This is a genomic window from Janthinobacterium sp. JF4 (genome assembly GCF_059617925.1).
The window spans coordinates 239,551-254,694 of the sequence record NZ_JCAQAV010000004.1 but is presented as its reverse complement, the minus strand read 5'-3'; the positions used below and the strand labels follow the sequence as shown (position 1 = coordinate 254,694).

10 protein-coding genes are annotated in these 15,144 nt (G+C 70.0%); 6 read left to right on the top strand and 4 right to left on the bottom strand.

What is annotated here, in order from left to right; genetic code table 11:
• Window positions 1–7 precede the first annotated feature (7 nt).
• Window positions 8–3,523 carry an indolepyruvate ferredoxin oxidoreductase family protein gene (locus tag AC54AF_RS06550; RefSeq protein WP_496635924.1) on the bottom strand — a complete coding sequence of 1,172 codons (3,516 nt, stop codon included), beginning with the start codon at window positions 3,521–3,523 and terminating at the stop codon, window positions 8–10.
• A 432-nt stretch (window positions 3,524–3,955) separates the two neighbouring features.
• On the opposite strand from AC54AF_RS06550, the gene gshA reads away from it, so the two are divergent.
• The 5 genes from gshA (at window position 3,956) to AC54AF_RS06525 (ending at window position 9,254) form a co-directional block, all read left to right on the top strand.
• Complete coding sequence (gene gshA, locus AC54AF_RS06545) at window positions 3,956–5,587, top strand: glutamate--cysteine ligase (RefSeq protein WP_496635879.1); 1,632 nt, start codon at window positions 3,956–3,958, stop codon at window positions 5,585–5,587.
• Between the two features lie 35 nt (window positions 5,588–5,622).
• The gene (gloA, locus tag AC54AF_RS06540) at window positions 5,623–6,018 is read left to right on the top strand and encodes a lactoylglutathione lyase (protein WP_496635878.1); all 396 of its coding nucleotides are present in this window, start codon (window positions 5,623–5,625) and stop codon (window positions 6,016–6,018) included.
• A 65-nt stretch (window positions 6,019–6,083) separates the two neighbouring features.
• On the top strand, window positions 6,084–7,592 hold the full coding sequence (gene bufA1 / locus AC54AF_RS06535; RefSeq protein ID WP_496635877.1) for a BufA1 family periplasmic bufferin-type metallophore: 1,509 nt from the start codon (window positions 6,084–6,086) through the stop codon (window positions 7,590–7,592).
• Window positions 7,592–8,452 (top strand): MNIO family bufferin maturase, encoded by an 861-nt coding sequence (gene bufB / locus AC54AF_RS06530; protein WP_496635876.1) that lies wholly within the window; start codon window positions 7,592–7,594, stop codon window positions 8,450–8,452. The genes bufA1 and bufB overlap by 1 nt, the downstream gene beginning before the upstream one ends.
• Window positions 8,442–9,254: an HvfC/BufC family peptide modification chaperone gene (locus AC54AF_RS06525; RefSeq protein ID WP_496635875.1), complete on the top strand. Its 813-nt coding sequence runs from the start codon at window positions 8,442–8,444 to the stop codon at window positions 9,252–9,254. Before bufB ends, AC54AF_RS06525 begins: the two co-directional genes overlap by 11 nt.
• A gap of 8 nt (window positions 9,255–9,262) precedes the next feature.
• Here AC54AF_RS06525 and AC54AF_RS06520 read toward each other — a convergent pair whose 3' ends face one another.
• On the bottom strand, window positions 9,263–9,433 hold the full coding sequence (locus AC54AF_RS06520) for a hypothetical protein (RefSeq protein ID WP_496635874.1): 171 nt from the start codon (window positions 9,431–9,433) through the stop codon (window positions 9,263–9,265).
• A 213-nt stretch (window positions 9,434–9,646) separates the two neighbouring features.
• Here AC54AF_RS06520 and AC54AF_RS06515 point away from each other — a divergent pair, with 213 nt between their 5' ends.
• The gene (locus tag AC54AF_RS06515; protein ID WP_496635873.1) at window positions 9,647–10,552 is read left to right on the top strand and encodes a LysR family transcriptional regulator; all 906 of its coding nucleotides are present in this window, start codon (window positions 9,647–9,649) and stop codon (window positions 10,550–10,552) included.
• Between the two features lie 19 nt (window positions 10,553–10,571).
• On the opposite strand, the gene AC54AF_RS06510 is transcribed toward AC54AF_RS06515, so the two are convergent.
• Entirely contained in the window at window positions 10,572–11,987 is a 1,416-nt protein-coding gene (locus tag AC54AF_RS06510; protein ID WP_496635872.1) for an efflux transporter outer membrane subunit, read from the bottom strand.
• A gap of 14 nt (window positions 11,988–12,001) precedes the next feature.
• Window positions 12,002–15,142 carry an efflux RND transporter permease subunit gene (locus AC54AF_RS06505; protein ID WP_496635871.1) on the bottom strand — a complete coding sequence of 1,047 codons (3,141 nt, stop codon included), beginning with the start codon at window positions 15,140–15,142 and terminating at the stop codon, window positions 12,002–12,004.
• Between the last annotated feature and the right edge of the window lie 2 nt (window positions 15,143–15,144).

Genomic DNA, 15,144 nt, shown 5'->3' with positions numbered 1-15,144 from the left:
ACATGCTTTACTGGTAGCGCCGGATGGCGATGCTGCGGAAAGGCGGCTGGGCGTGTGGCGCGGCAGGGGCAGCCGGCTGTTCCAGCCTGGCCAGCAGCGCCTGCGCGCGCCGTTCGGCGGCATCGATGCTGGCCAGCTTCACGTGGCCGTAGCCGCGGATGGCCTGCGGCAGTTCGGCCAGCGCCACGATGGAATCGAGGTTCCCGGCGCTCAGGCGCGGCAGCAGGGCGTCGAGGCGCGCCGTGTAGTCGGTGATCAGCTGGCGCTCGCGGCGCCGTTCGGCGCTGTAGCCAAACACGTCGAACCGCGTGCCGCGCAGTCCCCTGGCCCTGGCCAGCAAGGCCAGCAGCCGGCCCATCCAGGGGCCGAAGGCGCGCTTGCGCTTGCCCAGCAGCGGCGGCGCCATGTGGAAGGTGAGCGTCACGTCGCCCTCGAACTGCTGCCGCAGCTCGCGCTGGAACTGGCCGTCCGAGAACAGCCGCGCCACTTCGTATTCATCCTTGTAGGCCAGCAGCTTGCTGTAGCCGCGCGCCACGGCCAGCGTCAGCACGGGCGGCGCATCGGCGCCGAAGACGGCGCTTTCGCGCTCGCGCACGCGCGCGACAAACGCCTGGAAGCGTTCCGCCAGCGCCGCGTTCTGGTAGCGCGCCAGCATGGCGCTGCGCTGCTCGACCAGCGCGCCCAGGCTGGCGTCTTGCGCCACCGGCCCCGCGGCCACGTTTTGCAGCAGGGGCGCGCCGCAGGCGGCCAGGCGGCCGGCGGCGAAGGCCGCCTTGTTGGCGTCGACGGCCACGCCATTCAATTCGATGGCCCGTTCCAGCGCCGCCAGGCCGACGGGGATCAGGCCGCGCTGCCAGGCAAAGCCCATCAGCAGTATATTGGCCATGATGGTGTCGCCCATCAGCTGGCGCGCCAGCACCTGGCCGTTGCATTCGGCGATGTGTTCCGTGCCGACGGCGTGGCGCAGCTTGTCCATCAGGGCGCCCGCATGCTGCGGCGCATCCGGATCGCGCACCATGGCGGCGGTGGGAAACTGGTGCGTGTTGGCGACCACGCGCGTGTGGCCGTGGCGCAGGGTCTGCAGCGCGTCGGCGCTGGCGCCGACCACCATGTCGCAGGCCAGCATGGCATCGCTCTGGCCGACGTCGATGCGCGCCTGGTGCAGGTCCTCGCCGGCCAGGGCCAGGCGCACGAAGGACAGCACGGCGCCGCCCTTTTGCGCAAAGCCCATGAAGTCGAGCACCGAGGCTTGCTTGCCCTCGAGGTGCGCGGCCATGGAAACGAGCGCGCCCACCGTCACCACGCCCGTGCCGCCCACTCCCGTCACCAGCAGGTTGAACGGGCCGTGCCAGCCGTGCGGCGCGGGTAGCGGCAGGGCGGCCGCGGCGCGGCGCAGGGCCTGCTGATCGATGGCGGCGTCGGCTGCCTTGCGCACGGCGCCGCCGCGCACGGAGACGAAGCTGGGGCAAAAGCCGTTGGCGCAGGAATAATCCTTGTTGCACGACGACTGGTCGATGGCGCGCTTGCGGCCGTAGCTTGTCTCCAGCGGCACGATGGACAGGCAGTTCGACTGGACGCCGCAATCGCCGCAGCCTTCGCACACGGCGCTGTTGATGACCATGCGGCGCGGCGGATCGGGCAATTCCTTTTTCTTGCGGCGCCGGCGCAGCTCGGCCGCGCAAGTCTGCTCGTAAATCAGCACGCTGACGCCCTTGATCTCGCGCAGGCGGCGCTGCACCTGGTCGAGTTCTTCGCGTCCGTGGAAGGTGGCGGGCGGCGGGAAGCGGCCGCGCAGGCCCGCGTATTTTTCCGGCGCGTCGCTGACCACGGCGATCGCCTTGGCGCCCTCGGCATGCACTTGCCAGGCGATGGCGTCGACCGTCAGGCTGCCGTCGATGGGCTGGCCGCCCGTCATGGCCACGGCGTCGTTGTATAGAATCTTGTAGGTGATATTGGCGCGCCCGGCGATGGCCTGGCGGATGGCCAGGAAGCCCGAGTGGAAATACGTGCCGTCGCCCAGGTTCTGGAACACGTGCGGGGTGGCGCTGAACATCGAATGGGCCACCCAGTCGACGCCTTCGCCGCCCATCTGTATCAGCCCGGTGGTGTCGCGCTCCATCCACGAAGCCATGAAGTGGCAGCCGATGCCCGCTTGCGCGCGCGAACCTTGCGGCACCTTGGTCGAGCTGTTGTGCGGGCAGCCGGAACAGAAATAGGGCAGGCGCCGCACGCCATCGGCCGCATTCGCCAGCAGCGCGGCAGGCGCGAAGCCGGGCAGCAGGCTGCGGCGGTCGAGCGCGGGCTTGTGCCGCGCCAGCCATTCCGCCAGCACGCCGGCGATGCGCGACGGGCGCAGCTCGCCCTGCGCCGGCAGCAGCGGCGCGCCGCCGGCATCGAGCTTGCCCAGCACCAGCGGGCGGGCGCCGTCGGGCAGGTTGTAGAACAGGGTGCGGATCTGCTGCTCCACCAGCGGCCCCTTTTCCTCGATGACGAGGATTTCCCGCAAGCCCGATTTGAACTGCGCCAGGCGCTCGGCTTCCAGCGGAAAGCTCAGGCCCACCTTGTACAGGCGCACGCCGGCGCGTTCCAGCACATCGAGACTGAGGCCCAGGCGCCGCAGCACTTCGAGCACGTCGAGATGCGCCTTGCCGCACGTGACGATGCCGATATCGGCTTGCGGGCTGGGACACAGCAGGCGGTCGATGCTGTTGGCGCGCGCGAACGCGTGCACGGCGGCCAGCTTGTGCGCGTGGCGCGTCTCGATGGGCAGGCCGGGCAGGTCGGGCCAGCGGTAATGCAGGCCGCTGGCCGGCGCGCTGTAGTCGGCCGGGTGGTCGAAGCGCGTGCACAGGGCGTCCAGGTCGACCGTGGCGCCGCTTTCCACCGTTTCGGAAATCGCCTTGAAGCCCACCCACATGCCGGAAAAGCGCGACAGCGCCCAGCCGTACAGGCCAAATTCCAGGTATTCGGCGATGCTGGCCGGATTGACGACGGGCATGCTCCACGCCTGCATGGCGAAATCGCTCTGGTGCGGCATCGATGACGAGACGCAGCCGTGATCATCGCCGGCCACCACCAGCACGCCGCCATGCGGCGAGGAACCGTACACATTGCCATGTTTGAGCGCATCGCCGGCCCGGTCCACGCCCGGCCCCTTGCCATACCACAGGGCGAATACGCCATCGGCCGTGCGCTGGGGATCGGTCTCGACCTGCTGGCTGCCCAGCACGGCGGTGGCGGCCAGCTCTTCGTTGATGGCGGGCAGAAAACGGATCTGCTGCGCTTCCAGCATGGGGCGCGCGCGCCACAGCGCCTGGTCGTAGCCGCCCAGCGGCGAGCCCCGGTAGCCGCTGATGAAGCCGGCCGTGTTCAGGCCCCGCTCGCGGTCCAGCCAGCGCTGCATCAGCGGCAGGCGCACCAGTGCCTGGGTGCCGGTGAGAAAAACGCTGCCGCCGCGTGCCAGCAGGTTGTCTTCCAGAGCATAAGTGCTCAGGCGTACAACGCCCGGGTCGAGCGCGACCATCTTGTCAATCACATTCACCTGTGTTCTCCCATCGCCTTGTCGGCTTCCTTGTTGGCTTGCATGCCGCATGCACGCATGCATGCGTCTTGAGCACGCGGCCGTGTCGGCGCGCCGGATACGGAAGAGGGGGGGGGGCGCCGGCGCTGCGAAGCCGGCGCACCCAAACTTTTCCGTCTATTGATATTCGTTTATCAAGATAAGGGGCCGGACGGGACGGCGCAATTCGCAAATCCTGAGTGCAGCACTCACTAACGCTGATGCGAACGCCTGTGCCGGGCCGCCGCCCCGCAAACGCGGGTGCCTGGCCCCTGGCATCAGTGTTTCTGATCCCCGCACTCAGGATTTGCGAGTTGTGTGGTGCGGGGCTTGGGGCTTATCGTCGGCGTCGAGATGGAAAGCCGAACGATGTTTTTTTGTGAAGGCAGCACAGCTATGAGTTCATTATTGACGCGCCGCATGGCGCTGCTGGCAGACGCGGACGGACTTGCGCTGCTGGCCCGGGGATTGCGCGGCATCGAACGCGAAGCGCTGCGCGTGGACGGCCGCGGCCACCTGGCCGCCACGGCGCATCCACTGGCGCTGGGCGCAGCCCTGACCCATCCCACCATCACCACCGACTATGCGGAGGCGCTGATCGAGCTGATCACGCCGCCCGAGCAGGACACGGCCGCCATGCTGGACGGCTACGACGCCTTGCACCGTTTCGTCTTCAGCGGGCTGGGCGATGAAATGCTGTGGAGCCATTCGATGCCGTGCCGCCTGCCTGCCGACGCCGATATCCCGATCGCCTGGTATGGCAGCTCGCACATCGGCATGCTCAAGCATGTCTACCGGCGCGGCCTGGCGCTGCGCTACGGCAAGAGCATGCAGTGCATCGCCGGCATCCACTACAATTATTCGCTGCCGCCCGAATTGTGGGAGCGCCTGCGCGCAGACGGGGGCGACGGCGGCACGGCGATGCAGTTTCAGTCGGAAAGCTATGTTGGCCTGATCCGCAATTTCCGCCGCTATGGCTGGCTGCTGATGTACCTGTTCGGCGCCGCGCCTGCCCTGGCGGCCCATTTTCCCGGGCGCGGCGACTTCCCGCTGCAGCAGTTGTCGGCCGATACCTTGTACCTGCCGTACGCCACCAGCCTGCGCATGAGCGACATGGGCTACCAGAACGATGCCCAGGCCGGCCTGACTCCCGACTACAACACGCTCGACAGCTATATCACCAGCCTGGCGGCGGCGATGAACCATCCGTACCTGCCGTATGTCGAGCTGGGCACGCGGCGCGAGGGGCAGTGGGTGCAGATCAATACCAACCGCCTGCAGATCGAGAACGAGTACTACTCGGCGATCCGGCCCAAGCGCGTGGCGCACAGCGGCGAACGCCCCCTGCACGCGCTGGCCCAGCGCGGGGTGCAGTACGTGGAAGTGCGTTGCCTCGATGTCGACCCGTTCGAGCCGCTGGGCATCGGCGCGCCGGCCTGCCACTTCCTCGACGCTTTTCTGCTGTTTTGCTCGCTGCAGGACAGCCCCCTCACCGGCAATGCCGAAAGCCGCGAGAACACCGAGAACTTCGCCCGTACCGTCAAGGAAGGGCGCCGTCCGGGGCTGCTGCTGGAGCGCCACGGCGAACAGCTCAGCCTGCAGGCGTGGGCCGGTGAACTGCTCGAGCGCATTGCGCCCATGGCCGCGCTGCTGGACCAGGCGCGTGGCGGCGACGATTGCGCCACGGCGCTGGCGGCGCAGCGCGCCAAGCTGGCGGACGTGGCGCTGACGCCCTCGGCGCGCGTGCTGGCGGCGATCCGCGCCGAGCAGGGCAGCTTCGACGCGTTCGCCCTGCGCCAGAGCGCGGCGCACGCGGCGCATTTTCGCGGCCGTCCGCTCGATCCGGCGGCGCTGGCGCGCTTTACGGCGCAGGCCGATGCCTCGCTGGCCGAGCAGGAACGGGTGGAGCGCGCCGACAGCGGCGACTTCGGCCAGTTCATCCAGCGCTACCAGGCCGGCGCCCGCTACCTGCCCGTGCCGGATGAACCGGCCATGGAACCGGTCCTGGCGCAGCAGCGCGTCGCCTGACGCCCTTGTCCCAACTTGATCCGAGCCATCACACCATGCGCATACTGCACTCCATGCTGCGCGTCGCCGACCTCGACGCCGCCCTGCATTTTTACCGTGACGCCCTGGGCATGACCCTGCAGCGGCGCCACGACTATCCCGACGCGCGCTTCACGCGCGCCTTCGTCGCCTATGGCGAGGCGCCGGCGCATGCCGCCATCGAACTGACGCACAACTGGGACCGGCAAGCCTACACCCATGGCGACGCCTACGGCTACCTGGCGCTGGCGGTCGACGACGCCGCCAGCGTGTGCGCCAGGGTGCGCGCGCATGGCGGCACCGTCACGCGCGAAGCGGGGCCGATGAAACACGGCAGCAATGTCATCGCCTTCGTGCAGGACCCGGACGGCTACCGCATCGAGCTGATCGAAGCGAGCGCGCACTACGACTGACAGCGCCGGCTGACGCCGCATGGCAGGCGTGCCTGCCGGACATTTTTTGAAAAAGGAGTCACCGCATGGTGCAAGTATCAACGACTGGCAAGACCGCTGCATCGCCAACGCCAGCGCCGCCGCAGAACCGGCAGGCGCTGGTGCAGGCGGCCGTGGCTGCGGCCTGCGCGCTGGCCGTGGCGGTGCCCGCGCCGGCGCAGGCACCGGAAAAAAAAGCCGCTGCGAAGAGCGAAATCTGCTATGGCGTGGCGAAGGCGGGCCAGAATGAATGCGCCAATACCACCTGCTTCCATTTGTGCTCGGGCATGGCGACCGTCGACCGCGATCCCGGCGAATGGATGACCGTCCCGGCCGGCACGTGCACGGCGCTGGGCGGCAAGGTGGAAGCGGCGCCGCTGGCTTGCCCGGGCGCGGCGCCGGCCAGGACCGGTCCGCCGGCCGATGTGGCGGCCGGCGACGCGCTGTACCACCAGGGCGACGCGGCGCGCGCGCTGCCGGCGTGCGCCGCCTGCCATGGCCCGAAGGGCAATGCCGCCGTCGCCGATTATCCGAAGCTGGCCGGGCAGAATCTGGCCTATCTGGACACCCAGCTGCGCGCCTTTCGCTCGCATGCGCGCGTCAGCCCCTTGATGAACACGGCCGTGGCGCCCCTGACGGATGGCGATATCGCCAACCTGTCCGCCTATTTGTCCCGCCAAAAGCCCGATGCCGTCGACCCCAGCCTCACCACTCCCGTGGTGGCGGGCAAATCGTTCCGCGATTGCGACGGCGCCTGCCCGGAAATGGTGCCGCTGCCGGCCGGGCGCTTCCTCATGGGATCGCCGCCTGGCGAGAGCGGCCGCTTCGGCAATGAGGGCCAGCATCCGGTCGAGATCCTGCAGCCGTTTGCCATCGGCCGTTTCAGCCTGACGTTCGAGCAGTTCGACGCCTGCGTGCAGGACGGCGGCTGCGACGGCTACCGGCCGTCGGACGAAGGCTGGGGACGCGGCACGCGCCCGGCCGTGAACGTCAGCTGGAACGATGCGCAAAGCTATCTGCGCTGGCTGTCGAAAAAGAGCGGCGCGCGCTATCGCCTGCCCACCGAGGCCGAGTGGGAATATGCGGCGCGCGCCGGCACCGTCACGGCGCGCTGGTGGGGCGAGGACATCACGCGCGGCGACGCCAAGTACGGCCCCGACGACTGCCCGCAGCAGAAGCATTGCGGCGGCGTGGTCTCCGGCTCGGGCAACTGGCCCACGACGGCGCCGGTGGGCAGCTACGCGCCCAATCCGGCAGGGCTGTACGACGTGCTGGGCAATGTGTGGCAGTGGACGGCCGATTGCTGGCACAGCGACTACGAGGGCGCGCCGAAAGACGGCCGCGCGTGGGAGGAAGCGGGCTGCAAGAAGCGCGTAGCGCGCGGCGCTTCCTGGACCGACACGCCGAACTTCGTGCGCGCGGCCACCCGCCTGGGCCTGGGCGCGGAAGGGCGGCGCGGCTGGATCGGCCTGCGCGTGGTGCGCGAACTGGACGCGGCGCCCGGCACGGTGGCCAAGGGCGGCGCGGCGCCAGCGGGCGCGCGCGGCTTGCCCTGATGCGCGAGGTCGACATTGCCGCGCCCCTGGTGGGCATCGGCCTGCGCGGCGCGCACTACAGCGACATGCTGGCGCGACGCCAGCCCGTGGACTGGCTCGAGGTCCACAGCGAGAACTACCTGGCCGAAGGCGGCTGGGATCTGCATGTGCTCGAAACGCTGCGCGCCGATTATCCCGTCTCGCTGCATGGCGTCGGCATGGGCCTCGGCTCCGTGCACGGCTTTTCGCGCGGCCATGTCGAGCGCATCGCCCGCCTGGCCGCGCGCATCGAACCGATGCTGGTGTCCGAGCACCTGTGCTGGGGCGCCACCGGCGAGGCGACGCTCAACGACTTGCTGCCGCTGCCGCTGAACCGGGCCAGCCTGGAACTGGTTTGCCAGCGCGTGGACCTGGTGCAGGAGGTACTCGGCCGCCCGATCCTGCTGGAGAACGTCTCGACCTATGTGCGCTTTCCCGGCGACAGCTGGGGCGAGACGGAGTTCCTCGCCTGCGTGGCGCGCCGCACCGGTTGCCGCGTGCTGTTGGACATCAATAACCTGTATGTCAATCAGTGCAACCATGGCGAGGATGCGCTGGCCGCGATGGCGGCGCTGGCGCCGGGCCTGGTCGGTGAAGTGCACCTGGCCGGCCACTGCGAAGATGGCGGCCTGCTGGTCGATCATCATGGCGCGCCGGTGGCCGCTGCCGTATGGGAACTGTACCGCGCCGCCTTGCGCCGCTACGGCCCGCTGCCCACCCTGGTCGAATGGGATACCAACCTGCCGCCCTTCGCCACCTTGCTGGACGAAGTGGCCCGCGCGCGGGCGCTTGCCGGCGCGGTGTGCGCGCCGGCGGCCCTGGCGGCCTGCGATGACGCTTGAGGAACTGGCGCGCCTGCAGGCGGCGTTCGGCGCGCAGATCTGCGCCCCCGCGCCGGATGCCTGCGCGCTGGCGCCGTGGCTGGGCACCGATGCGCGCGGCGCCGGCGCCCTGGCGCGCTATGCCCAGGCGCTGCGCCAGCATCATGCGCGCTCGCTGCAGCTCGTGTATCCTGTGCTGCGCGCGCTGGGCGGCGACTCCTGGTTCCTGGGCATGGCGCATGCCTACGGCGATGCGCATCCGTCGCGCAGCGCCGACCTGGCCCGTTTCGGCGCCAGCCTGCCAGTGTTTCTGGCCGCCTGGCCGCCGGCCGCCGCGCACGGCTATTTTGCCGACGTGGCGCGTCTGGAGTGGCTGCTGCACGAAGCCCATGGCGCGCCCGATGCCGCTGCCCTGACGCTAAGGGACGTGCAGGCGGCCGGGGCGGACCAGGTCGCTGCATGGCAGCTGGCGCTGCATCCGGCGGCCGTGCTGTACCGTTCGCCCTGGCGCGCGGCGGCGATCTGGCTGGCGCACGACGCACCGGCGCAACACGCCATGCCGCCCGATGCGATGGGTGGCACGCTGGCGCTGGTGTACCGCAGCGGCTGGACGCCGCAGGTGCGCGAGATCGACGCGGTGGAAGCCGGGGCGCTGGGCGTGCTGGCGGGCGGGGCCACCCTGGGCGCTGCGCTGGCGGCAGCGCAGCAGGCGCACATGCTGGACAAGGCTGGCGCGCCGTTCGCGCCGGCGCCCTTGCTGCTGCGCTGGCTGGCCGATGGCTTGCTGGTGCAGGCGAGTGATGGCGGGCGCGTGCTGACCTAAAGGCGTGCCTACAGTGGCCAGCCGCAGGTGCCCCAGCCGGTGGCGTCGAGTGGATAGGCGTCGGCCGGCGCGGCCGCAGCCTTGCCTTCGCTGCCGTCCTGTCCCTGCTGCTGCTCCTGGATTGGCGCGTCGCTGGCCGGCGCAAGGAAGCGCGCCGCCCAGGACAGCAGGCGGCTCACCGGGCGCTCCACGGCATCGATGCCGGTGCGTGGTGGTTGGCGCGGGCGGCTTGGGCGGATGAAGGAGCAAGAATGGCTGGCATGTCGTTGTCGATCAAAGTGGCGATGCAGTCATCGTAGCGCCGCGCCGGGCGCGCCGGAAGGCGTGTGGCGCGCAATGTATCCATGCGTCTGGCGCCATGGGCCCGGTAAATCATGCTAAGGTAAGCAACTATGTCGATCCCCGATCTGAACCTGTTAATCACCCTCGATGTCCTGCTTGCCGAAGGCAGCGTCACGCGCGCTGCGCGGCGCTTGCGCCTGAGTCCATCGGCCATGAGCCGCGCCCTGGCGCGCCTGCGCGAGACGACCGGCGATCCGCTGCTGGTGCGCGCCGGGCGCGAACTGGTGCCCACGCCGCGCGCGCTGGAACTGCGCGAACGGGTGGGCCACCTGGTGGGCGAGGCGCTGGCCGTGCTGGGGCCGGCGCAACGGCTCGATCCGCGCCAGCTGGAGCAGACATTCACGCTGCGTTCGAGCGACGGTTTCGTGGAAAATTTCGGCGCGGCGCTGCTCGCGCATATCGGCGCGCAGGCGCCCGGCGTGCGTCTGCGCTTCGTGCAAAAGGTCGACCGCGAAAGCGTGCAGCTGCGCGAGGGCAGCATCGACCTGGAGACGGGCGTGATCGGCAGTTTCACCAGCCCGGAAGTGCGCACGCGCCGGCTGTTCGGCGACCGTTTCGTGGGCGTGGTGCGCAGCGGCCATGCGCTGGCGCAAGGCGAGATCGGCGCCGAGCGCTATGCGGCCGGCCAGCACGTGCTGGTGGCGCGGCGCGACCAGGATACGGGACCGATGGACGATGCGCTGGCCGCGCTGGGACTGCAGCGCACGATCAGCAGCATCGTCGGCGGCTTTACGGCGGCGCTGGCGCTGGCCGCCGGCTCCGACCTGATCGCGACCGTGCCGGAACGGCATACGGGCAATCTGCGCGCCGGCATGTTCAGCTTTGCGCTGCCGCTGCGCATGCCGGACCTGACCGTCTCGCTGATGTGGCATCCGCGCATGGACGCCGACCCCGCCCACCGCTGGCTGCGCGGCTGCGTGGTCGACGCCTGCGCCGGCCAGATCGACGCCGCCTGACGCCGCCGGCAGCGTCATCCTAGCGCGTCACGGGCCCGTCGAAGCCGCCCGCCATGGCCGTGTAGCCATGGGCCGTGGCGATGGCCACGTCGCGGTGGGCCGTCACCAGCTGCTCCTGCGTGGCCAGCGCGATGCGTTCCGCTTCGAGCACGCCGAGCAGGCTTTCCGCGCCTTCCTGGTAGCGCACGCGGGCCAGGCGCGCGCTTTCCTGCGCCAGCTGGTGCGCCTCGCGCAGTTCCGCATGGCGGCTGCGCAGCTGCACCCATTGCGCTATGGCGCTGTCGGTTTCCTCCAGCGCCAGCGCCAGCGCCTTGTCGAAGCCGGCCTGCGCGGCCAGCACCTCGGCGCCGGCCGCGCGCGCGCGGGCGCGGCGCGTTCCGCCATCGAACAGCGGCAGGGAAAAAGCGGCGCCCGCATGCCAGCGCGCCGCATCGCCGCCATTCCAGTCGCCGGCCACGCCGGAGGCGCCGAACAGGGCGCCCAGGCTGATGCGCGGGAAGCGCTCGGCAATGGCGGCGCCTTCGCGGGCGCTGGCCGCCGCCAGCGCGCGTTCGGCCGCGCGCACGTCGGGCCGGCGCAGCAGCAGGTGGGCCGGTTCGTCCGTCAGCAGTGTCTGCGGCAGCGCCAGCGGCATCGGCTGGTCGAGCGCCGCCAGTTCCGGCGCATCGAGGCGCTGGCCCGTGAGGGTCGCCAGCCGGTTGCGCGCCACGCGCTCGTCCGCGTTCAGGCTGGGCAGGCGGGCGCTGGCCAGGCGCATCTGCGCCTCGGCGCGCATGCGCTCGGCCGGCGCGGCGCGGCCCGCGCTCTCGCGCTCGCGCACCAGGCGCAATGTGCCGGACTGGTTCGACAGTTGCTCCTGCAGGCTGGCGCGCATCTGCTGCGCGCCGCGCAGCACCAGGTAGGCATCGACCACCTGCGCCAGGATCAGGCGCCGCACGTCGTCGCGCACGGCGGCGCGCTCGTCGGCGGAAGCGTCGGCCGCGGCGATGCTGTGGCGCACGCGGCCGAACAGGTCGAGTTCCCAGCTGAAGACGGCGTTCCACTGCACCGGCGAGGCGATGTGCGGCTGGCCGTCGCTGCTCTCGATCGCCGCCAGGCGCGCGCGCCCGGCCTGGGCGTCGAGGTCTACCGTCGGCAGGCGGGCGCCGCGCGCCGCCTGCGCGAACTCGCTGGCGCTGGCCAGGCGCGCGGCGGCGATGCGCACGTCGTAATTGTCTTGCCAGGCGCGTTTGACCAGCTGCTCCAGCCTGGCATCGCCCAGTTCTTGCCACCACAGCGCCGGCGGCGCGCCGGCCTGCAGCGCTGGCGCGCCGGCGGCCGAGGGCAGCACCGGCAGCTGCGCCGTGCCCTGCGTCCGCGTCGGCGTGGGCGTGCCGACGCTGCAGCCGGCCAGGGCCAGCAGCGCCGCCAGCACGGGCGCTGTCAGGGTTGTCATGTGTCTCATGCAGTTCATGCGGCTTCTCCCAGCGCGACCGTGCGTGCGGCAGGCGCCGCGCGGCGCCTGCTCAGCAAGGTGAAAAACAACGGTGTAAACAACAGGCCCGACAAGGTCACGCCCAGCATGCCGGCGAAGACGGCCGTGCCCATCGACTGGCGCATTTCCGCGCCAGGACCGGAAGAGAGCATCAGCGGTATCGCGCCCAGCAGGAAGGCCAGCGAGGTCATCAGGATCGGCCGCAAGCGCGTGCGTGCGGCGGCGATGGCTGCTTCGCGCGCATCGGCGCCGGCCGCCATCGCCTGGCGCGCGAATTCGACGATCAGGATGGCATTCTTGGCCGCCAGGCCGATCAGCACCACGATGCTGATCTGCGTCAGCACGTTGTTGTCCAGGCCGCGCCACGACACGCCGATCAGCGTGGCCAGCACGCAGCTGGGCACGATCAGCACGACGGACAGGGGCAGCAGCCAGCTTTCAAACAGGGCCGCCAGCAGCAGGTACACCAGCAGCACGGCCAGACCCAGCACCATGCCGGTGCTGCCGCCCGCGTGTTTTTCCTGCAGCGCCAGTTCCGTCCATTCGTAATCGAAGCCGGCCGGCAGGCGCGCCTTGAGCAGCTCTTCCATCGCGGCGATGGTTTGCCCCGTCGAGTAGCCAGGCCTGGTGCTGCCCTGGATTTCGGCCGCAGGATACAGGTTGTAGCGCGGCACGCGGAACGGCGCCGTGCCTTCGCTGAAGGTGGCCACGCTGCCCAGCGGGACCATGTCGCCGTTGGCGGCGCGCGTTTTGAGCGCGGCCAGGTCGGCCACGCTGCGCCGGTAGGGCGCGTCCGCCTGGGCGGTGACGCGCCAGACCCGGCCCATCAGATTCATGTCATTGACGAACACGGGCGCCATGTAGCTTTGCAGGGTCTCGTTGACGCGCAGCAGCGGCACTCCCAGGTATTCGGCCTTGGTGCGGTCCAGTTCAACCTTGATCTGCGGGCTCATGGCGTTGAACGGCGTGAAGGCGCCCATCACCGAGGGCAGCTTGGACGCTTCCTCGACGATGCCGCGCGCGGCCGCCTGCAAGGCTTGCGGTCCCAGGCCGCCCGTATCGCGCAGCATCAGCTTGAAGCCGCCGCCGGTGCCGATGCCGGGCACGGAAGGCGGCGGTATCACCATCACGCGCGCTGCGCTGATGGGCGCCAGCCTGGCGCGCATGGCGCCCAGCATGGCCGGGCCGTCCAGGCCATCGCTGGCGCGCGCGCCGAAGTCCTTGAACATGGTGAAGATGACGGCCGTGTTGGGCGCCGACGTAAACGTGGCGCCGTCGGTGCCGACGAAGGCGGCCGTGTGGGCCACGCCGGGATGGCTCATCAGGCGGGCCGTGGCGTCCTGCACCACTTCGCTGGTGCGCGCCAGGGTCGAGCCGGCCGGCAGCTGGATCGAGACGATGGCATAGCCGCGGTCCAGCTGCGGCACGAAGCCGCGCGGCGTGACGTCCAGGCGCCACAGGGTCAGGCCCGCCAGCACCAGATACACGGGCAGCATCAGCCAGCGCCGCGAGAGGATGCGCCCGGTCAGTTGCACATAGCCGCCCGTCAGGCGGGAAAAGCCGCGGTTGAAGATGGTCATCCAGCGCGCGCCCAGGCTGCTGGCATCGTGCTGCGGCTTGAGCAGCAGCGCGGCCAGGGCCGGCGACAGCGTCAGCGACACCAGCGCCGAGATCACGGTGGAGGCGGCGATGGTGACGGCGAACTGGCGGTAGAACATGCCGGAGATGCCATCGATGAAGGCGGTCGGCACGAACACCGCCACCAGCACCAGCGCGATGGCGACCAGGGCGAAGCCCACCTCGTTCATGCTGCGCTGCGCCGCGGCGACGGGGCTCATGCCTTCCTCCATGTGCCGCTCGACGTTTTCCACCACCACGATGGCGTCATCGACGACGATGCCGATCGCCAGCACCAGGCCGAACAGCGACAGGGTATTGAGGGTATAGCCCATCGCGGCAAGCACAGTGAAGGTGCCGACCAGGGACACGGGAATGGCCAGGATGGGAATGATGGCGGCGCGCCACGAGCCGAGGAACAGCAGCATGGCCAGGCACACCAGCAGCGCCGCTTCGAAGATGGTGTCGCGCACCTTGTCGATCGAGGAGCGGATGAATTCGGTCGGGTTGTAGTAGGCGTGGTAGGCCACGTCCTGCGGGAAATCGGCTTCCATTTTGGCCAGCTGGGCCAGCACGCGGTCGCCCGTGGCCAGCGCGTTCGAGCCGGGCAGCAGGCTGATGCCCAGCGCGATGGCCGTGCGGTTGTCGACGAAGCCGCTTTCCGTGTAATCCTGCGCGCCCATCTCGACGCGCGCCACGTCGCGCAGGCGCACCACGCCGCCGTCGGCATGGGCGGCCACGACGATGGATTCGAATTCGCTCACGTCGCGCAGGCGGCTTTGCGCCTGCACCTGCACCTGGTAGGCGCCGTCGCTGCCGCCGGGCGGCTGGTTCAATACCCCCGCGGCGACCTGCGAGTTGGCTTGCCGCACGGCGGCGATCACTTCCGGCGCGCTCAGGCCGAGCGAGGCCACGCGCGCCGGGTCGAGCCAGATGCGCATCGAGAAGTCGCGCGCGCCGCGCGTGTAGATGTCACCGACGCCTTCGACGCGGGCCAGCTTGTCCTTGATGGCGGTGCCGATGAAGTTGGAGATGTACTGTTGGTCGCGCGTGCCTTTCGGCGAATCGAACAGCACCACCATCAGCAGGTCGGGCGAGGCCTTCTTGACGGCCAGCCCCAGCCGGCGCACGGCTTCGGGCAGGCGCGCTTCGGCCACCGCCACGCGGTTCTGCACCAGTGACTGGGCCTGCTCGACGTTGGTGCCCGGCTTGAACACCACGCTGATGGTCAGCTTGCCGTCGCCCACCGATTGCGAGGACATGTAGAGCATGCCGTCGACGCCGTTGATTTCCTGTTCGATCGGCGCGGCGACGGTATCGGCGATTTCCTGCGCCGAGGCGCCCGGGTAGTTGGCCTTTACCGTCACCGTGGGCGGCACGATCTCGGGAAACTCCGAGATCGGCAGGCGCATGGCCGACACCGCGCCCACCAAGGTGATCAGGATCGACAGCACGATGGCAAACACGGGACGGCGGATGAAAAATTGGGAAAAACGCATGG